The 26,034-nt window shown below is 48.2% G+C and carries 15 protein-coding genes; 1 reads left to right on the forward strand and 14 read right to left on the reverse strand.

What is annotated here, in order from left to right; genetic code table 11:
- Positions 1 to 111 precede the first annotated feature (111 nt).
- The 8 genes from AYJ58_RS17840 to malQ all read right to left on the reverse strand — a co-directional run bounded on the left by AYJ58_RS17840 (position 112) and on the right by malQ (position 17,531).
- Positions 112 to 1,530, reverse strand: a complete 1,419-nt coding sequence (locus AYJ58_RS17840; protein ID WP_106651150.1) for a DEAD/DEAH box helicase — start codon at positions 1,528 to 1,530, stop codon at positions 112 to 114.
- 129 nt (positions 1,531 to 1,659) lie between these two features.
- On the reverse strand, positions 1,660 to 4,707 hold the full coding sequence (locus AYJ58_RS17845; RefSeq protein ID WP_106651151.1) for an EAL domain-containing protein: 3,048 nt from the start codon (positions 4,705 to 4,707) through the stop codon (positions 1,660 to 1,662).
- 136 nt (positions 4,708 to 4,843) lie between these two features.
- A complete protein-coding gene (locus tag AYJ58_RS17850; RefSeq protein ID WP_106651152.1) occupies positions 4,844 to 6,457 on the reverse strand; it encodes a glycogen synthase in 1,614 nt (537 codons plus the stop codon).
- Positions 6,458 to 6,543: 86 nt separating this feature from the next.
- Entirely contained in the window at positions 6,544 to 7,806 is a 1,263-nt protein-coding gene (glgC, locus tag AYJ58_RS17855) for a glucose-1-phosphate adenylyltransferase (RefSeq protein ID WP_006080859.1), read from the reverse strand.
- A gap of 190 nt (positions 7,807 to 7,996) precedes the next feature.
- Positions 7,997 to 10,528 carry a glycogen/starch/alpha-glucan phosphorylase gene (locus AYJ58_RS17860; protein ID WP_106651153.1) on the reverse strand — a complete coding sequence of 844 codons (2,532 nt, stop codon included), beginning with the start codon at positions 10,526 to 10,528 and terminating at the stop codon, positions 7,997 to 7,999.
- Positions 10,529 to 10,539: 11 nt separating this feature from the next.
- Positions 10,540 to 12,741, reverse strand: a complete 2,202-nt coding sequence (gene glgX / locus AYJ58_RS17865) for a glycogen debranching protein GlgX (protein ID WP_198555502.1) — start codon at positions 12,739 to 12,741, stop codon at positions 10,540 to 10,542.
- 1 nt (position 12,742) lies between these two features.
- Entirely contained in the window at positions 12,743 to 14,974 is a 2,232-nt protein-coding gene (glgB, locus tag AYJ58_RS17870; RefSeq protein ID WP_198555504.1) for a 1,4-alpha-glucan branching protein GlgB, read from the reverse strand.
- 130 nt (positions 14,975 to 15,104) lie between these two features.
- Positions 15,105 to 17,531: a 4-alpha-glucanotransferase gene (malQ, locus tag AYJ58_RS17875; protein WP_106651154.1), complete on the reverse strand. Its 2,427-nt coding sequence runs from the start codon at positions 17,529 to 17,531 to the stop codon at positions 15,105 to 15,107.
- Between the two features lie 565 nt (positions 17,532 to 18,096).
- Here malQ and AYJ58_RS17880 point away from each other — a divergent pair.
- Positions 18,097 to 18,726: a peptidylprolyl isomerase gene (locus tag AYJ58_RS17880; protein WP_106651155.1), complete on the forward strand. Its 630-nt coding sequence runs from the start codon at positions 18,097 to 18,099 to the stop codon at positions 18,724 to 18,726.
- A 127-nt stretch (positions 18,727 to 18,853) separates the two neighbouring features.
- On the opposite strand, the gene AYJ58_RS17885 is transcribed toward AYJ58_RS17880, so the two are convergent.
- From AYJ58_RS17885 to betI, 6 genes are all read right to left on the reverse strand, one after another.
- The gene (locus tag AYJ58_RS17885; RefSeq protein WP_006080852.1) at positions 18,854 to 19,330 is read right to left on the reverse strand and encodes a MarR family winged helix-turn-helix transcriptional regulator; all 477 of its coding nucleotides are present in this window, start codon (positions 19,328 to 19,330) and stop codon (positions 18,854 to 18,856) included.
- 102 nt (positions 19,331 to 19,432) lie between these two features.
- Positions 19,433 to 20,137, reverse strand: coding sequence for a TorF family putative porin (locus tag AYJ58_RS17890; protein WP_106651156.1), 705 nt, complete (start codon positions 20,135 to 20,137; stop codon positions 19,433 to 19,435).
- 14 nt (positions 20,138 to 20,151) lie between these two features.
- Positions 20,152 to 21,369 carry a choline transporter gene (locus AYJ58_RS17895; protein ID WP_106651157.1) on the reverse strand — a complete coding sequence of 406 codons (1,218 nt, stop codon included), beginning with the start codon at positions 21,367 to 21,369 and terminating at the stop codon, positions 20,152 to 20,154.
- Positions 21,370 to 21,744: 375 nt separating this feature from the next.
- On the reverse strand, positions 21,745 to 23,430 hold the full coding sequence (gene betA / locus AYJ58_RS17900; RefSeq protein WP_106651158.1) for a choline dehydrogenase: 1,686 nt from the start codon (positions 23,428 to 23,430) through the stop codon (positions 21,745 to 21,747).
- Between the two features lie 9 nt (positions 23,431 to 23,439).
- Positions 23,440 to 24,903, reverse strand: a complete 1,464-nt coding sequence (betB, locus tag AYJ58_RS17905; protein WP_106651159.1) for a betaine-aldehyde dehydrogenase — start codon at positions 24,901 to 24,903, stop codon at positions 23,440 to 23,442.
- Entirely contained in the window at positions 24,894 to 25,499 is a 606-nt protein-coding gene (gene betI, locus AYJ58_RS17910) for a transcriptional regulator BetI (protein ID WP_006080847.1), read from the reverse strand. Before betI ends, betB begins: the two co-directional genes overlap by 10 nt.
- Positions 25,500 to 26,034 lie beyond the last annotated feature (535 nt).

Genomic DNA, 26,034 nt, shown 5'->3' on the forward strand with positions numbered 1-26,034 from the left:
CCAACTAAGCAACCGTCAAACAGCGAGGCTAACAGGCGCTTATTAGCCTTGATTGTTGGGCTTAGCTTATTTTGGCTTAACTTATTTAGACTTAGCTTATTTTGGCTTAACTTATTTAGACTTGTTTGCGCGAGAGCCAAAACCTGACTTATTGCTCACCAAATTCGACTTAGGTTTAGTCGCATTAAACGGCTTACCTGAGCCTGACGCAGGCTTAGCACGGCTAGAGGATTTATCGCCACCTGCTTTGCTGTCCTGCGCTTTGCCTTTGGCGTACTTGCCCTGACGAGACTGACCAATAGTGCGATCCTGCGGCGCCTTATGGCTCCACTTTCCAATCGGCTTAATCGGTGCCGCGGGCGCATCACGGTAGCGGGCAGGTAAAGGCGTGCCTTCTTCATAACCCGGTTGTACCGACACGGGCAGTTTTTGCTCGATCAAGGCTTCAATTTCAGCAAGCATTTCATCGTCAGAAGGTGACACGAACGAAATCGCGCGACCGGTTAATCCAGCACGGCCTGTACGGCCAATGCGATGGATATAATCTTCGGCAAGGAAAGGCAATTCAAGGTTGATCACCATAGGCAAGGCTTGAATGTCTAACCCACGTGCAGCCACATCGGTTGCCACCAGCACCCGTAATTTACTGGCTTTAAACTCTTCTAACACCCGATTACGGGCGCCTTGAGTTTTATCGCCATGGAACACGCCTGCGGCTATGCCATCGAGCTTTAATTCTTGCAATAAATGCTCGGCGCTTTCTTTCGTGCTGGCAAACACCAGTACTTGGCGCCAATTGTTGCGGCCAACGAGTTCTGACAACAGCTCGGCTTTGCGACGTTTATCAACGCGATACACTTCCTGCACTACTGTAGAAGCCGTCGTGGTATCGGCAACATTCACCCACTGAGGTTCATTCAGCATTTTCTCGGCGAGTTGTTTGACCGCATCGCTATAGGTCGCTGAAAACAACATGGTTTGATGCTGCGGCGCAATTAAGCGTTTCACTTTTTCAATGTCGCGCACAAAGCCCATGTCTAGCATGCGGTCGGCTTCGTCGATCACTAAGGTCGTGACGCTCGATAAATCTAACTGGAATTGGCCGATAATATCGAATAAACGACCTGGGGTTGCCACCAAAATATCAACGCCCTGCTCTACCCCTTTACGCTGGGGATTCATGTTGGCGCCGCCGTAAACGGCTAAGGTTTTCAGTGGCAGGAACTGGCTGTATTTCTGGATATTTTCGCAGACTTGAATCGCAAGTTCGCGGGTGGGCGTCATAACCAACGCGCGTAAAATCGGTTTATCATTGCTGTCGCTTGTTAAAGACTCAGCCGCCAACTTTTCAAGTACAGGCAGAGCAAAGGAAGCCGTCTTACCTGTACCCGTTTGGGCGCAGGCCATAATGTCTTTGCCTTCAAAGGCAAGCGGGATCACTTTCTCTTGCACTTGAGTGAGTTGCTGATAGCCACACTCAGTTATCGCATTCAAAATAGGAGAAGATAAACCGAGTGTTTCAAATTTCATAGGGACTCTTTAGCTAAGTAGTAAAACTTTGATGCGAGGTGATACTCAATGCCCCAACGCGGGGCCGCGGAGTCTAGCAAAATCCGCGGCGTTTTTATAGGCAATTATCATCCCGCGGTCAATATCCTCTTAGACACGGGAAACTAGAGCCGAAGCTTGCAGGTATTTTTGGGTGAATTCAGCGGCAGGCACAGGTCTTGAGAACAAGTAACCTTGGCCGTAGTCACAACCTGCTGCCAACAACACTTGGCGCTGCGCCTCGGTTTCGACACCTTCGGCAATCACCTTCATTCCCAATTTGTGGGCCATTACTATTATCGCCTCACAGAGAATTTGATCGTTTGAATCGGTATCAATATGGCGGGTAAAAGATTGATCAATTTTAAGATAGTCGATATCAAACTTTTTCAGATAGGCGAGTGACGAGTAGCCAGTACCAAAATCGTCCAGAGACACTTGCACGCCCGCATCACGGTAGGCAAGTAGTTTTTCGGTCACGCCCATACTGGCGTCCAATAGCAAGCCCTCGGTAATTTCAACGCACACGCCCGCGCCTGTGATATTGAGATCTTGCAACAACTTCAGCCAATCATTGAGCAGCGTGCCTTCATCGCGAAATTGGATTGGGGATTTGTTGACGCTGATTTGGATTTCAACCCCTAACTCGTGACGCCACGCCGCACTTTGACGCGCGGCTTGCTCAAACACCCAATTGCCGATATCGACAATCAAGCCCGTGTCTTCTGCCACCGGAATAAACTCGGCAGGTGACACTGCGCCACGCTCTGCATGCTGCCAACGGATCAATGCCTCGGCCTTAGTCACATCCCCCGTCGCTAAGGCAACAATCGGTTGATAATGCAGTTCAAATTCTTTATTCACGACCGCTTGACGTAAATCTTGGATCAAGCGCATGCGGTATTTGGCGTATTCCTGCATCGACGGGGTGAAATAGTTGAAGCGATTACGCCCTTGATCTTTCGCCGCATACATAGCCTGATCTGCATGCTTAAGTAAGCCTTCAATACTAGTCGAATCATCGGGATACAAAGTTATTCCAATACTGGCGCTGATGTAAGCCGTTTCTTCCCCCAGCACATAGGGCTCAGCAATTCGCCGCAGAATATTCTCGGCAACGCGCTCAATGCCCTTATGATCGTCCATCGAACTTAACACTACAGTAAATTCATCACCGCCAAGGCGCGCCACGACGTCGGCATCACGCACGCAGGATTTTAGGCGGCTAGCAGTTTCTATCAATAGTAAATCGCCCATGGCATGGCCTAAGGTGTCATTCACTTCTTTAAAGAAATCTAAGTCTAAGAACAATAAGGCAAAGTGATTACGATTGCGGTCGGCGTTCTTCACTTCGCTGCTTAAATACTCCAATAACATGCGCCGATTGGGCAAACCCGTCAGCGTATCGTAGTTGGCTTGTTTCCAAATCAGATGCTCATTTTGCTTCTTGTCGGTGATGTCAGAAAACAGCGCCACCCGCCGATAGGGATTGCCTTCTTTATCATTGATGGTATTGATGGTTAACCAGATGACATATTCCTCGCCATTTTTACGCCGTTGCCACATTTCCCCTTGCCACTGGCCCTTTTCACGGATCTCATTGTTCATTTTGGTGTAAAAATCACGGCCATTGAGGTCGCAATAAAGCAGCCGAATATGTTGATCCCGTACTTCAAATTCACGATAGCCGGTCATCACACTAAAGGCGGCATTAACGGTAATGATCACGCCCTTTTCATCGAGTACACTCATGGCTTCTGAGCTGTTGTCGTATACCAGCGCCGACAATTTCAACGACTCTTCGATAAGTTTTGCGTCGGTAATATCGGTATAGGTTCCGCACATCCGTAGGGCATTATCGTTGGCGTCGCGGCTCACCACTTTACCTGTGTCTAAAATCCAGCGCACTTTGCGATTGAGTGTATTTAGGCGATATTCCATCTTATGTTGCGCCGTTTCACCGCGAATATGGGCCTCAATCGAGTGCAACACTTTAGGCCTATCTTCGGCGACTATCGCATCCATCCATTGGCGACTGTTGGCGTTGAGCATATCCACATCGCAGCCGAGAATATCGGCGCTGCGGGCGTTACGTTCGATACGATCATTACGAATATCCCAATCCCATACCCCAAGATCGCTACTGCTCAGTACCAGTTCGAGTTGCTCACGACTAGCAAGTACCTCTTGGTCGGCAAAGGCTTGGGCAGTTATATCTAAATATCCAGCAATAACAAGCAACACGGCGTTATTGCCACCCCGTTTGCAGGCGACTGTCATATGGGTGTAAACCACGCTGCCGTCTTTAACGATAAAACGCTTATCCATCTCGTAATTATCGATATCGCCTTGCAGCATAAGCTCAAATTTCAGCGCATCGGTTTCTAAATCATCGGGATGGGTGATTTGCGCCCACGTCATCCGCAGCAATTCAGCCTCTGAATATTTGAGCATTTGGCATAAACGTGGATTCACCTTTATCCACTTTTGGTCAATCCCCGTTATCGCAATACCAATGTTGCCCGCGTTGAATTGGCTGCGAAATAGAAAATCGTCCTGTAGACGAATTTGTTCATCACGTTCTAACTCAAAACGCCGTGACAACAGGCGGCTCAGCAGCCAAGTCGCAATAGGGAAAATAGTGAGCACAGGTAGGGTGACTTGCTCGAGTAAGGGCATTCCTATGCCATTGGGTAAAAATATAAACCACAACAACATCACAATGTGGACTATATAGGCAAAGAGAAAGGTTTCTCCACCTGAAATGTTCGCGAGATAAGATTTACGATATTGACGCCAGATCACCCCGATTAACCCAGATGACACTATCACGCCGACGCCAATCCACATCCCAGCGCCACCGATACTGATGCGATATAGCGACGTCATTACCACAGCAACTAAGGTAGGCAAACCACCGAAAAAGAGGCCAGAAATACAGAGGATAACCGAGCGAGTATCGAAGAAAACGCCCGGTTGGTATATCCAAGGCGTGCTCATGATGGTGATACCAATACCACCGATGAGCATCCCAATAATGATGCGCCACAGCAAGAAATACTGCCGCTGATGCTTTTTAGGGATCACGTCGTACAAAAAGACCAACGCCAGCAGCAAAGCCGCATTTTGCACTAACGGAAAGAGAATACCTTTATCCATGACTCAGAGAGCGACTCCAATAAATGAGGGGGCTTGATACAATTTTAACATTCCCCTCACTAGTGTAGCAGAATCACTTAGAAATCATGCGTTAATTCCCTTTGCCACATCACACTTTGTATCTGCTGCATCACACTTAGCAATAGAGTTGTTGACGATATTGTTCAGCAATGGAATGCCAGTCAAAACGCTGCGCCATGGCCGCCGCACGCACCTTTGACCATGTTTTCCCCTCGAAACAAGCAATGGCTTGCATCAACCTTTGCAAAAACGCTTCGGCTTGCTCGTCTAAACTATTGCCGTTAAAAGCAAAGCCAGTCACGCCATCCTCAACGGTATCCTTCAATCCGCCCACACCATGCACTAAGCAAGGCTGTCCAGCGCGCATAGCAAGCATTTGACTAATGCCACAGGGCTCGAATGAGCTCGGCATCAAGAAGAGATCGCCATGCTGATACAGCACTTCGGATAAGGCCTCGTTGTATCCTTGCAAAAATAATAGGTTATCGTATTTAGCCCCTAAGGCTTGGAAGGATTTAGCAATCGATGCGTCGCCACTGCCGAGTAAAATCAGTAGCGCCGTCGGTTTTATCTGCTTCAACGCTTTAAGTAAGGTCTCAAGCACAGATAAGCCCGAGGATAATTGATGGCGCAGCAGTAAGACTTTTTGGTCGGTCAAACGGCCCACCGAAGTGAGTAACAGACTCGGTACTTGCTCCGCCATCGCTTGGCGCCAATGGGCTTGCGTGCGCGCAGAGGCAATCATGTCCACGCCGCTCACTTGCGCTTGATGTCCCTGCCATTGCACTAACGCAGTTTCAATCGCACTGAGCAATTGCTTGAACTCGGGTACTTGAATACGCGCAGGTGGCTTAGCGGGTAAATCCGATACTGACGAATAGACACAGCCATTTAAAATCCCCACCACTTTGCCGTCATTAGCCTTGACTTGTAAGTCATGTTCTAGCCCTTCGCCCCCAAAGAATCCCGCCTCAGGTTTGGAGGGCTGTAACACTTCTTTAGCGTAACTGGGTGAGACTAAATGCACTTTATCGCTCAGCACTATCCCCATGCGCATTGGGTTAACGCAGTGGGGATAACGGGGATCGGTGATCAGCTGTTTTTGCCCCAGTGTTAAAGAGGCAAATAGCTCGGGAAACCATGCTGCAAACGAGGATGAGTCTTGGCTTAACGGGCGTATCCCCTGCAGTGCAAGATTGTGGATGGAGAACACACACTCAATTTCTTTGAGGACACTAAACTCAGGCACGAATGCTCTTAACATGGCTAAGCAGCCCGCATGCCAGTCATGTAAATGCAGCACAGCGGGCATTGGCACTCGGCCAGTAACTAATGCTGTCGCGACGCTCGCGCAAAGGAAAGCAAACTTAGTCGCATCGTCGGCAAAAGGACGCTCGGCGCTGCCTTGGCTGTAAATTTGCCCAGGAACGGATTGCCATAATGCATGTTCGAGCAGATAAATCATCGCCTCTGGCACTTGAGGATGGGGCATGGCAAACACGTGCACCCGCTCTAATCGACCGCCAAAGGCCACAGTTAACTCACCCAGATCTTGGGGTTGATTCGCGACCGCAGTCAAAAAGCCATAGCTTGGCATAATCACATCGGCGCACAAATCCACCCCCGCCAAAGCGTCAGGTAAATCACGGATGACATCCGCCATACCGCCAACCTTGGCGCCCGCAAGGGCACCGTTTTCAGCCGCGACCATCAAAATGCGTTGTTTCAATTAATTGGATACTCCCGCTACTTCAACTGTGCAGCTTTTATTAAGCTGCCTATACCTAAGCCATTTTTACTTTAATGATCAAAGCACTATTCATAGCCTACAGGCAAACCTAGCATGTCACGGGTCACTAAAGTCACGCCTTTTTCCGACACCCTAAAGCCTTTAGCTCTGTCGTGATCATGGTTATAACCTATCACCATGCCTTCGGGAATAATGCAGCCACGGTCGAGTATCGCATTCTTGATTTTGCAATGACGCAGCACGACCACATCGGGTAGCACAACTGAATCTTCAACCAACGAATAAGAACAGACACGTACTTCGTTAAACAATACGCTACGGCGCACGGTCGCACCCGAAATAATACAACCGCCCGAAACAATCGAGTCCAGCGCCATACCGCGTCTGTCATCGTCATCAAACACAAATTTAGCGGGTGGCAATTGTTCTTGGAAAGTCCAAATTGGCCATTTGGCATCGTACAAATTCAGTGCTGGCGTGGGCGATAACAGTTCCATATTCGCTTGCCAGAAAGAGTCTAGCGTACCCACATCGCGCCAATAGGCTTGCTCGTTCGGGAAAGCGCTCTTAAAGGGATAGGCAAACACATTATGTTTTTCGATGATCGCAGGAATAATATCCTTACCAAAATCCCGATCTGAGCTTTCGTTTAAGGCATCTTTCTTGAGCTGGTCAAACAAAAACTCAGTGTTAAACACATAGTTGCCCATAGATGCTAAACACATTTCAGGATTGCCCGGAGAATGTTTAGGCTGCAGCGGCTTTTCTTCAAAGCCTAAGATGCGCATCTCGTCGTCGACTTCCATCACTCCAAACGAACCCGCCGCTTCGGCAATCGGCACCTCAAGGCATGAGACTGTCATATCTGCACCCGACTCGGCATGGGCGGCTAATAACCCCGCATAATCCATGCGATACACGTGATCGCCCGACAATACCATTACGTATTTAGGCAGCTCATGGCGAATGATGTCGATGTTTTGGAATACCGCATCGGCGGTGCCTTGATACCAGTTTTCCGAATAGCGTTGTGAGGCAGGTAAAATCTCCACCGACTCGCCGAGCTCCTTTTTAAAATGGCCCCAACCGCGCATCACATGGCGGATCAAGGAATGCGACTTGTACTGAGTGACCACACCCACACGGCGAATACCTGAGTTAATGCAGTTAGACAGCGGAAAATCGATAATACGAAACTTACCACCGAAATACAGCGCCGGTTTAGCACGCCAATCCGTGAGTTCATGCAAGCGAGACCCGCGCCCACCAGCTAAAATCAACGCATAGGTTTCACGAGTTAAATTACTGATATAACGAACATTAGACATAGGCTCTTACTCCGAAATCGGCAAACTTATTGCCCATAAATGGCTTCTCGATACGGCAGAAACGGCCGTATTCCCCTGAGTATTTCTCACTTGCATTCCCCATTCCTTCCATTGATTGCTGCATTCCTTTCAAACACTTAACGCTTATACTCAACCGCTATAACAAGGCTTATTACCCAGAGCCCAGCCCTTACAGTTTCCAAATTTCATCGCGATAACCCGCGATCGTCACATCACTCGAAAAACGTCCACTGGCGGCGGTATTGCGAATACTCATTTGCGTCCACACCTGCGGATCTTTATAGGCCCGCGCTACGGCTTCTTGCACGACTCGGTAACTGTCAAAGTCGGCGGCCGTCATCCATTGATCGTCGCTGCTTTCGATGGCGGCAATAATAGGATCGAAAATCCCCGGTTCTAGCAGATTGAAATGACCACTCTTGAGTAACTTCATCACCTCAGATAACGCCGGTGAATCGTCAATAATGCTGCGCGGATGATAGTGGTTACGTACCTCAGCAACCTGCTCCGCATTGAGCCCGAACAGGAAGAAGTTCTCTGAACCCACTTCCTCTAACATCTCGATATTGGCGCCATCCATAGTGCCAATCGTCAGTGCGCCGTTCATCATGAACTTCATATTGCCCGTGCCCGATGCTTCTTTACCTGCGGTCGATATCTGCTCGGACAAATCCGTTCCCGGGCAGATTTTTTCCATGGCGCTGACGTTGTAATTGGGTAAGAAAGCAAAACGTAGGTAAGGCGTGACTAAAGGATCGGAATTGACCATGTGGGCGACATTGCTGGCGAGCTTGATGATCAACTTAGCCATAAAGTAACCGGGCGCCGCTTTACCGCCGATCAACACGCAGCGCGGCACCATGTTTTCTGTGTGGCCTTGTTGGATCTGATGATAGAGATGGACTACATGTAAGATATTGAGTAACTGACGTTTATATTCGTGAATACGCTTCACTTGCACATCAAACAACATAGATGGATCGAACTCGACGCCGCATTCCTTAGCAATCATCTTCGCCAGCAAAGCCTTGTTGGCTTGCTTCACATCACGCCATTTTTGGATAAACGCTGTGTCCTGCGTAAGGGCATTGAGCGCCGTTAACTGGCTTAAGTCTGTCACCCACTCTTTACCTAAATGGGCGGTCAGCAACTTAGCTAAAGCAGGGTTACAATGGGCGAGCCAACGCCTTGGGGTCACGCCATTGGTGCGGTTATTAAACTTGTGCGGCCACAACTCATAGAAATCCTTAAACAACCCAGACTTAAGCAGTTGCGTGTGTAAACCCGCGACACCGTTGACCGAGAAACTCGCCACAATCGCCAGATACGCCATGCGCACATGGGGATCGGGGCCATCTTGAATAATTGACATACTCGCCAGTTTTTCACTATTTCCAGGCCAATGGTGGGCGACTAAATCTAAGTAGCGGGCGTTGATTTCATAAATGATTTCTAAAATACGTGGCAACATCTGCGCCATCATACGCACGGGCCAACGCTCTAGTGCTTCAGGCAATAGGGTATGGTTAGTGTACGCCATGGTTTTGCTGGTGATCGCCCACGCACTGTCCCATTCCAAACCGTATTCGTCGATCAATAACCGCATCAACTCAGGTACGGCAATGCTGGGGTGAGTGTCGTTCAGCTGCATCACATTTTTAGCGGCAAACTGGGTGAAATCATGGCCATGGCGACTCACCCAACGTTTGAGTAAATCCTGCAAGCTAGCGGAGGATAAAAAGTATTGCTGACGTAATCGCAGCTCTTTGCCGTTCTCGCTCGCATCATTAGGATAGAGCACCATAGTGATCTGCTCGGCCAAGTTTTTACGGGCCACGGCTTCTGTGTAGTCGCCTTGATTAAATTCAGCTAAATCAAAATCATCGGTCGCTTCAGCCTTCCACAATCTCAGGGTATTGACTCGCCCATTGCGATAACCAGGGACTGGCATGTCATAGGCGACGGCGAGCACATCTTGGGTTTCTACCCAAATAATGTGCCTGCGGCCCTGTTTATCGACATAGGATTCAGTGTGGCCAAAAAATGGCACTATTACGTTGTGGGTGGGCACGCGCACCTCCCACGGATTGCCTTCGCGCAGCCAACGGTCAGGGCGTTCAACCTGATAACCGTCGACTATCTTCTGGGCGAACATGCCATATTCGTAACGTATGCCATAACCTGTCACTGATAAGTCCATGCTGGCGCAGCTATCGAGAAAACACGCCGCCAATCGGCCTAAGCCGCCGTTACCTAAACCTGCATCATGTTCGGCTTCTTCTAACTCTTCTAGCGATACCGCATAGTTGCTCAAGGCATCACGGCTATCTTGTTGCAAATCTAAACTCAGCAGGGCATTGCCCAGCGCCCTGCCCATCAAGAACTCAAGGGATAAATACGCCACTTGCTTACGCTGAAAATGCCTGTCATCCATGCGGGTTTGACGCCAATTGTCTAGCATCTGCTCTTTCACGCTGTAAGCCAGCGCTTGAAATAATTCGCAGCTCACACCTTCGCCACGGCTGAGTCCATAACGTAAATGGCGCTCAAAGGACGCGGGCAAGGAATCGCAGGGCTCACAGGGTTCAGCGGCTTTAGGCTTGGCCTGACGCTTAGCTGGCGTCTTCTTACTTGCCGCTTTTGGCGCGGATGGTACGGTTTTTTCGCTGGTATTTGGGCTCAGTTCGCTTTCGTCACTCATAGTTAATTCCTTCATTTCTTGAAAATCAAATCAGCATGAAAAAGCATGAGACTGCGATCTTGCAGCAAGTATCGCGTCGTAGAGATCTGAGCATCCAGCGGCTCAGTTTGGGTATGAATAAGGCATTGCCACGGACTCAAGTGCTCAAAGGTCGGCGGCGTAAAAGCTAACGGATTATCGTCGGCATTGACCATCAACAGCAGAGCTTGCTGCTTGCCTCGGCCTTCTAAGTCACCAGAAAGCACCACAGACAAACTGCGACACATAGACTCAGTCCACAGGCTCTTGGTCATTTGCTCACCTTGACGACTAAACCAATCTAAGCGAGCACCGGTATCGGCTAAGGATTCGGCCAATAACTGTTCGTGAATGAAGCGTTTAGCGCATAACAACGGGAAACGTTTGCGCAGGGCGATAAGCTGCTGAGTAAAAGCCAACAGTTCAGTGTCCATGCCCTTTGCCGACCAATCAAACCAGTTCAGTTCATTGTCTTGGCAATAGGCATTATTGTTACCTTGCTGGGTGCGGCCCGTTTCATCGCCGCTCAACAACATAGGCACACCTTGGGATAAAAATAGCGTAGTCAATAAGTTACGCTGTTGACGACCACGAAGTGCCAGAATTGCGCTATCTTCGGTTTCCCCTTCAACCCCATAATGATGACTGAAGTTTTCTTGATGACCGTCGCGATTATCTTCCCCATTCGCCAAGTTGTGGCGCTGGGTATAACTCACTAAATCTTTGAGGGTAAAACCGTCGTGACTGGTTAGAAAATTAAGACTGGTCGCTGGCGGACGGCCGCCATGCTCGAAGAAATCCCCCGAGCCGTGAAAACGCCGAGCAAATTCGGGCAACATGCTGTGATCGCCGCGCCAGAAGCGGCGCATAGTGTCCCTATATCTGTCGTTCCATTCGCTAAAAGCAACGGGGAAATTACCTAATTGATAACCGCCAGGGCCAATATCCCAAGGCTCAGCAATCAATTTCACTCGGCACAACACAGGGTCTTGTAACAGGGCATCGAAGAAACCTGAGCCGGGATCAAAACCATAGGCCTCGCGACCTAGGCAAGCAGCCAAGTCGAAGCGAAATCCATCGACACCCATGATTTCAACCCAGTAACGCAGCGAATCCAGCACGAGTTGCAACATGCGTGGATGGTTGATATTTAAGGTGTTTCCGCAACCCGTGTCATTAATGTAAAAACGTTTATCGTTCGGATGCAGGCGGTAATAACTGAGATTGTCTATGCCACGAAAACTAAAGGTCGGCCCAAGTCGACTGCCCTCGGCGCTGTGGTTATAGACCACATCGAGGATCACTTCGATACCCGCGCCGTGCAGTGCATCCACCATGGTCCGAAACTCACCAATATCGTCGGACGACAGATAACTCGGCTCAGGGGCAAAAAAACCGATACTGTTGTAGCCCCAATAATTAGTGAGCTTTTTCTCAAGCAAAAATGGTTCAGTGAAAAAGGCCTGTACAGGAAGTAACTCGACACACGTCACCCCAAGTTTGGTTAAATAATCGATAGCCGGCCGAGTCGCTAAGCCCGCAAAGGTGGCACGTTTATTCGGTTCAATCTCAGGATGCGCCGCCGTAAAACCTTTAACGTGCATTTCATAAATAATGCTGCGCTCTAGGGGTTTGGGCTGAAACCTGGTCGCGACAGGCTGAATCGACTGCTTAGCGGCGATGTCGATTAATGGACGAATGTCCACAACCTTACATTTTGGTACATGGGCAGCGTTATCTAACTTACTGAAAGATAAGTCTTCATCCTTGTGATTCAGCTCGTAACCATAGTTAGACTCATGGTCGCGATATTCACCAACTAGCTGGCGGGCATAGGGGTCGAGCAATAGCTTATTGGGGTTAAATCTGTGGCCAAGCTGAGGCTCATAGGAGCCATAAACGCGATAGCCATAGAGTTGCCCCGCCTTAAGCCCCTGCACAAACACATGCCAGATTTGCTGGGTTTGCTCAGTTAACGCAATCCGCGCGATTTCTTGCTCGCCATTGTCGTCAAATAGGCATAACTCGACCGCTGTTGCGTTAGCTGAAAATAACGCAAAGTTGACGCCATCGTCCTCAACACTCGCACCGAGCGGAAAAGGCTCACCGGCGCCCAAGGCCCATTTTTCACTTTGAGAAGGGTTATGTTTAGCGTCAGGGTTGAGCTTGATATCATCGGCCGCGGGCTTTTGCATACTAGTTCGCCTCAGCCAATCCAGTTGCAGGCCCTATCACTAGGCAACCCAAGGGCGGCACAGTGATCAGCGCGCTCTGCGCCATGCCCTGCCACGGCAGCGACTCAGCGACCACAGTGCCCGCATTACCTTGGTTACTGCCACCATAAATCTGGCTATCGCTATTCAGGTATTCGCGGTAATCCCCCGCCAAGGGCAAACCAATACGGAATCCAGTGTGCAATTGGGGCGTCATATTGATGACAAACACTAACGGCGCATCACCCGCTAAGCCGTAACGCACAAAGGTAAAGATGCTGTCGCGGCTATTTTCGCAATCTAGCCAACTGAATCCTGCCCCCTCGTAATCCTGAACTGATAAAGCAGGCATGGCTTGATATAAGTGATTGAGATCTTTAAGCCAACGTTGCACACCTTGGTGCGGTTCATAAGCCAATAAATGCCAATCTAAACTCTGGTTATGGTTCCACTCATTTCGCTGACCAAACTCGCAGCCCATAAAGAGTAATTTCTTCCCGGGATGCCCCCACATAAAACCGTAATAAGCACGCAGGGTGGCAAATTTCTGCCAATCATCACCGGGAATTTTATGCAGCAACGAGCCCTTTCCATGGACCACTTCATCGTGACTCACGGACAACATAAATTGCTCGGTATAGGCGTACATCAAACTGAAGGTCAATTGATGATGGTGGAATTGGCGGTAAAGCGGATCGCGGCCTAAGTAGCTTAAGCTGTCATTCATCCAGCCCATGTTCCATTTAAAGCCAAAGCCAAGACCTTGCTGATCCGTCGGCTTAGTCACTCCTGCAAAGGCGGTGGACTCTTCGGCGATCATGCAAATGCCGGGGAAAGCTTGGTACAAGCGTTGATTCAAAATTTGTAAGAAACTAATGGCCTCGAGATTCTCCCGTCCACCATAGGCATTGGGCAGCCATTGGCCCGGCTCGCGGCTGTAATCGAGGTACAACATAGAAGATACGGCATCGAGACGCAGGCCATCGAAATGAAACTCCCGCAGCCAGTAACAGGCATTACTCAACAAGAAGCTGCGCACTTCACCGCGATCATAGTTATAAATCAGGGTATCCCAATCGGGATGTGTGCCCTTGCGAGGATCTTCATGCTCATACAGACAAGTGCCATCGAAACGCACTAAGCCGTGGGGATCCTTAGGAAAATGCGCCGACACCCAATCGAGGATAATACCAATTCCCGCCTGATGGCAGGCATCCACAAAGGCTTTTAACCCATTGGCATCGCCAAATCTGTGGGTCGGTGCATAGAGACCCACGGGCTGATATCCCCACGAACCATCGAAGGGAAACTCGCTGATCGGCATCAGTTCAATGTGGGTAAAACCTTGCTCCTTCACATAGGGAATCAGCTGCTCAATCAAGTCTTGATAATCAAGATATTGCTCACCTTGCTCTCCCTTGCGACGCCACGAACCTAAGTGCACTTCGTAGGCCGACATGGGCGCTTTATGCCAAGCAGTCGCCGCGCGTTTACTCATCCAAGCGGTATCATTCCAGCTGTGATGGGCTTTCTTAGGCACGATAGAAGCATTATGGGGCGCGCATTCCATTTGAGTCGCCAAGGGGTCGGACTTGGCATGACGCTCACCATTTTGATAAACCAAATCAAACTTATAGTGGGCGCCTTCGGCCACATTGGGTAAAAATAGCTCCCATAAACCATTGGCAATATGTTGGCGCATCACATGGCGAGTATTGTCCCAATGGTTGAAATCCCCCACCACAGACACCCGTTTGGCATTGGGTGCCCACACACAAAAATGCACACCTTCAACGCCTTGGGTCTGACGCCAGTTGGCGCCTAAAAATTCATAGGCGCGCTCGGCGCTGCCTTCACCAAAAAGATAAATATCATCACTATTGAGCAGTGAATCAAACTGATAAGGGTCGACTATATCTAACTGACACAGGGGATATTCCACCCGTAGCAAGTAGAGAAACGGCTTGACGCGTCGCCCCAGCGTACCAGCGAACAATCCCTGCTCGTTAACTTTGTCCAGACTCGCCACTTTGCGGCCATCTTTAATGCTGATCACATCCACACTGATTGCATTACGTAAAAAACAACGAACAATTAATGCCTTACCCTCGTTGGCACTGTGCATACCCAAGAGCGAAAAAACATCAGTGTATTGACCATTAAGTAGGGCGACGTCGGCGCCATCGTAAAAATAGGCATTGGCTTGAGTCATCATTTTTCTTCCGTTTATCAGTCAATTAAACTTGCAAATTGGTACTCTTTATCCGCATCCCCTCCCCTAAATATCGAACCTTTAGGGTGGCATAATGTGGTGCGACATAGGCAGCCTTTCGCTAGTGCTAGATTTAGTTAGGTAACTGTCTCGCCGCAGCGATATTTTGTAATCGCTGCAGTATCTCTGGCAAAGTCGACACTTGCGTTAAATTCAGCGGCAGGCGACGCTGCCAATTTGGATATTCGAGCCAAGTGCCGGGAATATTCACCGCATGGCGATCGGCTAATAAATCACACAGTTGCACACTGTATAGCGCACTATTTCCGCGAGCCCCTAAGGTCATCCAAGCCGTGAGTAAGGTTTGAATATCGAGTTCTGCTATCGCCGCCTCGGCTAACAGACCTTGAGCGACTAACAGTGAAATAAGCTGCTGCTTTTCATGCTCCCGCCCAGCCAGTGCCTCGCCTAATTGTTCGTCAGTTTCAAACAGGGATAACTGTCGACGCAGGTGCAAATCGCTGCCGCACCACCAAGCCACTAAAGTCGGCACATCATGGTTCGCCAGCATCATTAAGCTTTGGGACTTATATTGATCCGGTGATTTAAAGCCTTGATGGTCTTTGCAGAAATAGAACAATTCGTTGGAATAAATGCCGGAAGTGTAGAGACGATGAATAATGTCAGGTGGCACCAGTCCTAAGTCTTCACCAATCACCACACAGCGGGCGCGTTGACTCTCAAGGCAAACGATGGCAAGCAAGGTTTCGACGGGATAATACACATAGGCACCTTGGCCGAGTTGTTTATCCAGTGGCCACCACCAGAGGCGCAGTAAGCCCATCACATGATCGATACGCAAGGCACCACAGCTTTCCATATTGGCTCGGATCAAGGCGATAAAATGGCTGAAATTATGTTGTTTTAACTTTACAGGGTCGAGGGGCGTTAAGCCCCAATTTTGCCCTTGGGGCGCAAAGGGATCGGGCGGTGCGCCAATACTGGCATTCAAACAAAACTGCTCGGCATTGGCCTGTACTTCACTGCCCTGAAGCGCTGCGCCAACGGCTAAATCACGGATCAATCCCAGCCCCATGCCCACTTCTTTCGCTTTGAGCTGGCAGAGGTGTAACTGATTTTCGGCCACAAATTGCAAGTAAAGGTAGAAACCTTCTTCTTGTACAAACGCTTTTGGGCTACGTAAGTATTCCGCCTGAGCAAACTCTTGCAGCGCAGTGCCCTGCTCACGCACAAACTCATAGAATCTTTGCGCTCTGGGGGTGTCATTCGCTAAATGGGTTTCACAAAAGACGCGATATAACAGCTCAAAGGCACGATATTTCAACTCACTCACTTTAGGATAATCGAGCCAGTTATCACGATTCAGTAAGGCGATAGCCTCTACCCAAGAAGCGCTTGAAAATTCAGTGGTAAGTGCTTGGTATTCAGGAACACTTTGTAATTGTATATAAAGAGGATTAAGTCTGCGGCGATCGCACGGACTATAGGGACTCGGATGCTCTGGCGCCGCAATGTCGAGGGCATGCAAGGGGTTGAGTTGAATAAAATCCGCCCCCTGCGCCGCCACCAGCGCGATCAGTTGTTCTAAATCGCCAAAGTCGCCAATGCCCCATTGGCTCTCGCTGCGTAAACTGTAGAGTTGAACGCTGATCCCCCAAGGTTTATGCCGCTTACCTTGGGCGACAGCCGTGAGTACGCCTTGATAAGCGGCCCGCGGTGCCACCATTAAGGTGCCAGAAAACAAAGTGCAGGTATCAGCCTCAGCCGTCGCACTGCTCTCTAGCGCCGAGCTTGGCGCTGGTGCACTGGTCGATAGAGCATGCTTTAAGCTTAAAGCTATGCGATGAAAGCCCAAACCTAACACTGAGAAATCACTCACATTTTTGTCAGCTGCATGTGCAAATGAGTCTTGGTTTTTGATTAAGGCAGGCTTATTAGTGAACGCTTGGCTGCTCAGGAAATAGGACGCTAAGTTCACCGCCTCAGTCTCGGCGGGCATTAAGTGTTCAGGGGAAGCTTGGGTCTTGGCCTCAGCTAAATCGAGGCGTGCTAATCCCAGTTGCGTAAGATCGAGGCGATAATGGAGATAAAGGGTTTGTTCAATGCGGTAATCGCCAATGGGCTTAAGCGCTGAAAACGGCACATCAAATACGATGGATTCACCCTGTTCGCATTCAATCGCCACACTCAGATCTGAAGTATAGCTTTCTGGTAAACAAAGGCTTATCCAAGGTTCATCCACAAAACACCAATGGAATTCGGGTAACACCTGAGTCCAAGGACGGGCATCCAGCAAGTCAATTTGTGAGGCGATCAGGGCGTCGTTCAATACCGCATCGACACAGGTCAGCCCAGCATCACTCGATAACGCTTCTGTAGCAGGAGCATCAATGGCAGTCCCTGCCACGCTGTTTTTTTCCTGTAACATACAGGTCAAGATACCTTGCCTGTCTACCTCGGAAATATGGATATTTTGGCCAAAACAATCAGTAAATTCTGCTCCAACTCCCCGCAAATACAGCAACTTTTCCAGCCCCATATTTTGTCGCCCCCGCGACCGCTCATCCATAGCTTTAGATATACAGTAACCATGCCAACGAAAAGTAACAAGAAGATGACATAAATATTTCAGAGAAATAACAAAAAACATTTTCAAAAAATCAGTAACTTACTAGAAGCACTCAGTTAAGTTGGCGCTCAGTAGCTATCAGGATATAAAGAGTGGAATGCACTAAATTGGGGCATGCGTTCAGCAAGAGGGCAAGCATGGCTCCTAAAGCATGCAATAAGTGAAGAGCAAAGGGATAGAAATAACATGACAAGCGTAAGTCATTTTTATGTCATTGTGTTCAGACTAATACTAACAAATACGTCAAGTTACATATTAACCACAGATATCAGTGCAACACTTTGTATCAATTGCGTTTTATAACTTGAACAGCCTATCTCTCCTCTGTCAACATCTCGTCTCGCTACAGCATAGAAACATAATAACAACATTAAATTCATGGAACCTGCTCTGCCCTCGCTTCTCCACCAGAGACTCGCTCGATGGAACGCTAAAGCAAAAACACGCCAATGATGATTGAGAATAAGGATATGAAATGAAGAAGTTATCAGGATTACTATTTGTCGGCTGCATAGCCTTGACGGGTTGTGAAGGAAGTACAGATGGTGATTTAACGCCGACGCCACCGACGCCCGATCCCACTCCGCCAGCTTTATCTGCGGATGTGTGTTATTTAATGAAAACCACAAAGGGCGATATCACCCTCGCCATTGACTTAACTAACATGCCTATCACAGGTAAAAACTTTAAGCAGTATGTTGATAAGTCTTTCTATAACGGCACCTTATTCCATAGAACCGTTAATAATTTTATGATCCAAGGCGGCGGTTTTACCACAGGACTCAAAAGCAAGCCTGGTGATGCCCCCATAAAGAATGAAGCCGCTGTCGGCATTAGTAATGAACGTGGCACAATCTCCATGGCTCGCACGGATGATCCAAATTCTGCAACATCACAGTTCTTTATCAATGTGTTAGATAATCCACATTTGGATGCGTCCGCTAGCAAATTTGGTTATGCCGTGTTTGGCAAAGTGGTTGACGGTATGGATGTAGCGGATCAAATCAGCATAGTACCGACAAAAAACAGCGGTGGTTTCGCCAACACGCCAGTACAAGAAATCCTGATTAACTCTGTGGCTCAAACCAGCTGTCCTGCTGCTTAAGCATGTAAAAGATGCACTGCCAAACGAGATAGAGTTAAAAGCAAAAAAGCACTGAATCTTCAGTGCTTTTTCATTTTAAAAACGAATCGATTTTAACGTCTAATCATTTAAACCATGATCTAAACGATTACTCGTCGCCTTGGATCTTCCCGACCAAGAGCATAGGCGCCGCATCAATTTTATCGGCGTCCATCATAGTCGCGATACGCTCAACGGCAGAGAGCAATTGACTCTGCTCCCATTCTTCAAGATTCTGATAACGCTTAATAAAATGATCCTGTAACGGTTTAGGCGAGTCCTGTAACAGCGCTCGGCCCGCATCGCTAAGGTATAAATGCACCTTACGTTTATCAGTCTCACTGCGCAAACGGATCACTAAACCACGGCCCTCGAGTCGATCGATAATGGTCGTCACAGTCGCAGGGCTCAGCGTAATTTCTTCCGCCACGGTTTTAGCCAATGGCGCATCCAATTGGGCGATTTTTTGCATCACCATCAATTGCGGCCCAGTTAAACCTGAGTGTTTGTTCAGCTGGCGAGAATGAATGTCGATAGCGCGTATCACTCGACGCAGCGAAATGAGCAATTGTTCATATTTTTCCATCGTACTTTGCATTCTCCCCGTTCTAAGCAACGAGTGCACCTTACCAGAAAGCGCGACTGAACTCACCAAGAGGAGGCACTTTTATGGTAAAAGTGCCTTAGATTACAGCATGAATTGACGCGATACCGACAACACTAGACGCTCATCACTGGTATCTAAGTTCATGCTGGTATCTTCTGCGGCGAGGCTGAAATCAAAGCCGCTCCAACTGGTCATATAGGCAATGCGATAGTGATTGAAGGATTTGCCGCCATCCCATGACCATTTGTCTTCATCGAGTGACGTCGAGCGGTCAACACTGAAGCGAATATCATGGCCCTCGGCAACGCTAATCGTATGGCCGAGCAACATAGTGTAATGTCCGCCGCCCAAGCCAAAGTAGTCCCATGTATAGGTTAACTTAGCTTCAGAGTGGCCAAGTGAAGTGTCGTAACCTAGTTTGCTATACAACTCAGGATAGTTGTACTCATCGGAGAAGGAATCGCCTTGGTAGGTGTAATAGGCCAGCCCGACATCGAGACTCAATTGTTTATTCAGCTGATAATACTTACCCGCATAGGCATCGAGCTCTAACCAAGTATCATCGCTACCACCAAAGTCGACGTTCGAGGTAAAGCCGCCCACGTACCAGCCCGAATCAAACCCGTAATCCAAACTGCCTTGCAGTGCTGGGCCGCTGTCCGTTTGGCTGACACCGTTAAAAGTGTAATCCGACGTTGCCGTCACAGTGGCCGATAATCCGGCATTCGCCGCAGTCGACATCAATAACAATCCGCCGGCGACAAGATAAAAACATTTTGATTTCATTATTAATTTTTCCATTAGTTCGCTAACTCAATTTTAGTAAAGTCGATTTTGTTCTCTTTTGGCGAGCGCTCAATGGCACGAACAGTTTGCAATTGCGTCATCATGATGTAACCAAAACAGCTAAAGATCAGGCCCAGTGCGATTGCACCAACCCATTGAATTTGAAGAAAGTCTAATTGAAAGAGTAGTGTCAGACTGCAGAGCAAGACTAAGTTAAAGCTGACATATTTAAGCTTGCCTAAGCGCTCAATCGTCAGATTAAGATTGTCGGTATACAGGCGTACCAGTGAGTCGAGTGAATTAATCACAAAGGTCACCCCTACAATCACCATCGCCAGATTATAGAAACCTGAGGTCTCTAACCCATTGGCGCTGTAGTAATAAAGCACAGTGAACCAGATAGCGATGGGGATAGACGGAAACACCATCATGGCCAGCAGCACTTGGTAGGTTTTCATTCCACCGACAAAGCGCGAGGTAAATTGACCAATCATAATGCTCCACGCAAACCACCAGAACAAATAAAACTCATGGTAGTCGTTGATGGGTAACACAAAATGTTGAATATTGCCGAAGTAGTCACCCAACATGGCAAAGGTCGTAAAGAACTCGCCCACACTCGAGTCAGCCGATAAAAATGCATTGGCCCACATCATGGCAATTAAACCCAAAAATAACCAAGTGCTCGATAAGCTCAAAATACGCACATAACGTATGCTAGTACTGGAATATACCGCCGCAGCGATGACCATAAATACGATTAAATAAAAGCTACCGATTATGGTTTCACCATCACCTAATTCGGGTAAATACCAAGGTAAATTGCTGAGTAACAAATAGGCGGTAAAAGCACAGGTGCCAATTATCACAATGTTATTGATGAACTTGACCCAAGGAATGTCGAAAAACTTCACCCTAGGTTCAATCACACAAAAATAGAAACAGGTTAAAAAGTAGAAACCCCAAATCAAAAATGCCCAAAAGCCAAACTCAATCGCCAGCGGATTGGTAAAGCCGTATTCAGGACTCGCCGCCACATTGGCATAACCGGCAAACTCGGTCAGCGGAAACATGATCAAGCCGACATCAAGCCCAGAGGTGAACAGAATCGCGATAAAGGTAAACGCACGCACAGGCGTCACCCCGATACAGCGAATATTACCCCAGCGATAAATCACAAACGCAATCGCGGCAAAAGTGAACAGTATTCCTGCGGATAATAACCAGGTCATAGGGTGCACTCCGCCCCAGTCGATACTGGATATAAGTAGACATGAGGATATGAATCCATAAAATTTAACTCCATGTTTTTATTTAATAATAAAAACTGAATCATTTTTAAAGGCAGCACTCTGCCCTCAAGCCTTAAATATCGCTACTTAAAAAGCGCTCTGCGATAGTTAAACCCTGATAGATGTTCAGTCGTGAAAGCGGTCATTTGCACACTCACTGCGGGCTGACCGACCCTTTAGATAAAATGAATCATGAGCCTTATTTTCAGTAATCAATTAATGAGTTTTGAGTCATCAATTAATGCGTCACTTAACATTGAAGCCGTCAGTCCGCCTATAGGACGGACCAAGCAGGCATGTTGTGCACTTATGGCGTTAACTTGTAGCTGTGCTTCTTTGTGTGGTTTGCCAAACGTCGGCAACCACAACGGCGCAATCTGCTGGCGCTAACATCTCAGCCTCTAAAATCATATCCGCAGCGCGCTCAGCCAACATTATGGTCGGCGCGTTCAAATTGCCGTTCGGGATAGTCGGGAAAATAGAAGAATCCACCACCCGTAAATTCTGCAATCCGTGCACTCGGGTTTCGGGATCCACTACGGCCATCGCATCTGTACCCATCTTGCACGAACAAGAAGGATGATAAGCACTCTCAACCGATTGACGCACAAAGGCATCGATTTGCGCATCGGTTTGCACTTGTGTGCCGGGTTGAATTTCTTCACCGCGATACTCATCGAATGGCGCTTGATTGATGATCTCACGGGTTAAACGCACGCAGGCTCTAAAGCCTTCAATATCATCGGGATGCTGTAAATAATTGAACTGGATCTTAGGCGGCGCTTTAGGATCTGCCGACACTAAGGTCACGGCACCACGGCTTTTAGGCTTGTTATGGCCGACATGCACCTGAAAACCATGTCCCGCAAAGGCTTCTTTACCATCGTAGCGCATAGCCGCAGGTAAAAAGTGGTACTGCAAATCTGGCCACTCGAGGCCCGCTTTTGAGCGAATAAAACCACAGGATTCAAAGTGATTCGTGGCCCCTAGGCCAGACTTATCTAAAATCCAACGGGCACCGATTAAGAACTTGCTGAAAGGATCTAACTTGCCATTGAGTGAAATCGGTTTAAGGCATTTGAATTGGAAATAAAACTCTAAATGATCCTGTAAATTCTGACCAACACCGGGTAACTCATGTTGTAACTCGACCCCTGCATCGGCCAATATTTGGGGATCGCCAATACCTGATAATTGCAGTAAATGCGGCGAACCTATTGAACCAGCAGCTAAAATCACTTCTTTATTACAACGAATATCTTCAACTTTACCTTTGTGCTCAATGCGCACGCCAACCGCAGCTTGCCCTTCCAATAACACTTTATGCACTAAGGTGTGGGTTAACACAGTAAGGTTACGTCTAGCCATCGCTGGGCGTAAATAGGCATTAGCGGTAGACCAACGCACGCCTTTTTTGACCGTCATATGCATGGGACCAAAACCTTCTTGCTGCGCCGCATTATAATCGGCGGTCGATAAATATCCCGCTGCTATGCCCGCATCAACAAAGGCTTGGTATAAGGGATTTTGCATCTGATTACCGTTATTCACGCCTAACGGTCCAGACTCGCCGCGATACTCATCACCACCAAAGGCCCAGGTTTCTGCCTTTTTAAAATACGGCAAGCAATGGCTGTAATCCCAGTTGGTCGCCCCTTGTGCCTGCCACTCATCAAAGTCCCTGGCATGACCTCGGACATACACCATGCCGTTGATCGACGATGAACCGCCAAGCACTTTGCCCCGAGGACAATGCATCTTGCGATTATCTAAATATGGCTCAGGCTCAGTTTCAAACTGCCAAGCAAATTTAGGGCTGTTCATCGGAATGGATAACGCCGTCGGCATTTGAATAAAGATGCTCTTATCGCTGCCACCAGTCTCGATTAACAGCACTTCGTTTTTAGGATCCTTTGACAGACGATTAGCGAGCACACAACCCGCTGAGCCTGCGCCAACTATGATGTAGTTATAATATTTTTGCTCTAATGACTGAGTCAAAATGCCTCCTTAAAATGGGCTTTCTAAGGGCTGCAGACCCACGTAAACGGCTTTAACTTGGGTGTAATGCTTGAGTGTCTCGCTGCCGTTTTCACGGCCAATACCCGACAACTTATACCCACCCACGGGCATTTCAGCTGGCGATGCGCCATAGGCATTAATCCAGCAAATCCCCGCCTGTAACTGATGAATAACCCGATGGGCACGGCTGATATCTTGGGTGAACACCCCAGCGGCCAAGCCCATAGCGGTATTGTTTGCCCGAGCAATCACTTCGGCTTCATCTTTAAAGGTGAGTACCGACATCACAGGGCCAAAGATTTCTTCTTGGCAGATACGCATATCGTCGGTGCAATCGGTGAAAATAGTTGGGGCGACAAAGTAACCATTGGGAGCATTATCAGGCGTTAATGCTGTACCACCTGTGAGCAGCGTTGCGCCGTCATCGATACCTTGCTGGATATAATCGAGCACTTTTTGCTGGTGATCTTTGGAGATCAAGGCGCCAAAGTTAGTCTCTGGCGCCATAGGATCGCCCACCACGATATTGGTTTGAGTACGCATAAGCAGTTTTTCGATAAAGTCTTGATAAACCGACTCATGGACAAACACTCGCGTCCCATTGGTGCAGATTTCACCTTGGGTGTAGAAGTTACCGAGCATGGCACCTGAAACGGCATTGTCGATATCGGCATCGTCAAACACGATAAGCGGTGATTTTCCACCGAGTTCCATAGTGACGTCTTTTAATGAACTTGCCGCCGCGGCCATGACTTTTTTGCCAGTACCGACTTCACCAGTGAAAGACACTTTGGCAATATCCGGATGTCCCGTTAACCAAGCGCCAACCTTGCCATCGCCCATCACGACGTTAAATACGCCATCGGGCAAACCCGCCTCACTTAAGAGTTGCGCTAATTTCAGTGCGCCAAGCGGCGTTTCTTCCGAAGGTTTAAAAATCATCACATTGCCGCTGGCTAAGGCAGGAGCGGCCTTCCAACAGGCGATTTGTAATGGGTAATTCCAGGCGCCAATACCAGCACAAATGCCTAAAGGCTCACGGCGGGTGTAATAAAAATCCCCACCGACTTGCTGCTGCGCGCCTTCAAGCCCTGGGGCAATATGGGCGAAAAACTCGATAGCATCGGCGCCTGTGACCACATCAACCACTGAGGCTTCTTGCCAAGGTTTACCTGTGTCGCGCACTTCGATTGCCGCGAGTTCATCATTACGAGCACGCAATAACGCAACCGCGTTTAACAGAATACGACTGCGTTCGGTGGCACTCATGGCAGACCAAATCGCAAAGCCTTTTTTGGCGCTCTCGATGGCCGCTTGCTGAATTTTTTCATCGGCCACTTGCACTCGATACGCCAATTGCCCAGTGGCAGGATTGACGACGTCGAAGGTTTCGCCGCTATCGTTAGCGAGCAACTGACCCGCAATAAAGTTGTACTGTACTTCTACTGACATGTTTTGACTCCATGCTGCTTTATCACATTGTGGATAAAGGTTTTGCATAATTTTTCGGCCTGAACAAAATCCTGCTCAGGGGTTTCACTTAAAGCGCTGCGTAACCAAAATCCATCGATCATCGCCGCCGTTTGCTCAGCAGCCATCAGGGCAAACTCTTTGGGCAACACGTGCCGAAAGGAAAAATGTAAATTGCTGTATAAGCGGCGACTATTGATATTCTGCAAACGGGCTAACTGGGGATCGTGGACGGCCTGTGCCCAAAAACTCAGCCAAGTGTGAGTGACATTTCGTGAGCGCTGTAACTCGGTAAAATTCGCTTCAACTATCATCATTAAGCGCTCTGTTGGCGCCAACACTTGTCCTTGGATTCGATTGAGCAACGCCTGCTTTAACTGCTCGAGTAAGTGACGCAGCGTCGCTTGGATCAAGCCCTGCTTACCACTGAAATAATGACTGATGATCCCCGACGACATCCCCGCCAACTGACTAATGCTGTTGATAGTCGTGTGCTGCAATCCATGCAAGGCAACCGATGCTAATGTCGCATCGATAAGCTGCTGTCTGCGTATCAATTTCATTGCGGCTTTAGGCATAAATACTCAAGGAATAACCACTCTCTCAATACTCTGAACGACGTTAATTGAACGTTCAATTAACAATCATGATAATGATTAGTGATGTAACTATCAACCTAAAATACCACAGTGACAAAGCTCACAAGTTAGTTATGTAAAAAAGAATTAATGTGTAAAAACAAGATAAATGTATAGATTTCTTTGACTTGCGGCCCTACCACAACCACAGCAGTACGCATAAATTAATATTAGATATCAAACTAATTAACTGGAGTTAATGCTACGAATGAGAGTATTAATGAGGTTTAACCTCTGTTAGATTTAACAATTTAGCCGTCAAATGTTAGCTAAAAAGTGGGATGAAAAGTGAGATAAAAAGACCAGTAAAAAACACACAGAAATGATGCCTCGCCACGGGCGCTCCCCCCAGAAAAACCATATCGTACGCCAACACTAATACCCGTCATAAAAGTCCGAAGTTTAGTTACCGAGTTCCAACTTTAGTGGGAAATTGCCCCCAGATAAGCGCCGAACTCGATCGAGCTCACACTTT

Source organism: Shewanella sp. Pdp11, from assembly GCF_002838165.1.
GTDB classification, from domain to species: Bacteria; Pseudomonadota; Gammaproteobacteria; order Enterobacterales; family Shewanellaceae; genus Shewanella; species Shewanella hafniensis.

Coding starts and splice junctions, on each gene's coding strand:
- AYJ58_RS17840 (WP_106651150.1), bottom strand. CDS start 1,530: ATGAAATTTGAAACACTCGGTTTATCTTCTCCTATTTTGAATGCGATA.
- AYJ58_RS17845 (WP_106651151.1), bottom strand. CDS start 4,707: ATGGATAAAGGTATTCTCTTTCCGTTAGTGCAAAATGCGGCTTTGCTG.
- glgC (WP_006080859.1), bottom strand. CDS start 7,806: ATGTCTAATGTTCGTTATATCAGTAATTTAACTCGTGAAACCTATGCG.
- AYJ58_RS17860 (WP_106651153.1), bottom strand. CDS start 10,528: ATGAGTGACGAAAGCGAACTGAGCCCAAATACCAGCGAAAAAACCGTA.
- glgX (WP_198555502.1), bottom strand. CDS start 12,741: ATGCAAAAGCCCGCGGCCGATGATATCAAGCTCAACCCTGACGCTAAA.
- glgB (WP_198555504.1), bottom strand. CDS start 14,974: ATGATGACTCAAGCCAATGCCTATTTTTACGATGGCGCCGACGTCGCC.
- malQ (WP_106651154.1), bottom strand. CDS start 17,531: ATGGGGCTGGAAAAGTTGCTGTATTTGCGGGGAGTTGGAGCAGAATTT.
- AYJ58_RS17880 (WP_106651155.1), top strand. CDS start 18,097: ATGAAGAAGTTATCAGGATTACTATTTGTCGGCTGCATAGCCTTGACG.
- AYJ58_RS17885 (WP_006080852.1), bottom strand. CDS start 19,330: ATGGAAAAATATGAACAATTGCTCATTTCGCTGCGTCGAGTGATACGC.
- AYJ58_RS17890 (WP_106651156.1), bottom strand. CDS start 20,137: ATGAAATCAAAATGTTTTTATCTTGTCGCCGGCGGATTGTTATTGATG.
- AYJ58_RS17895 (WP_106651157.1), bottom strand. CDS start 21,369: ATGACCTGGTTATTATCCGCAGGAATACTGTTCACTTTTGCCGCGATT.
- betB (WP_106651159.1), bottom strand. CDS start 24,903: ATGTCAGTAGAAGTACAGTACAACTTTATTGCGGGTCAGTTGCTCGCT.
- betI (WP_006080847.1), bottom strand. CDS start 25,499: ATGCCTAAAGCCGCAATGAAATTGATACGCAGACAGCAGCTTATCGAT.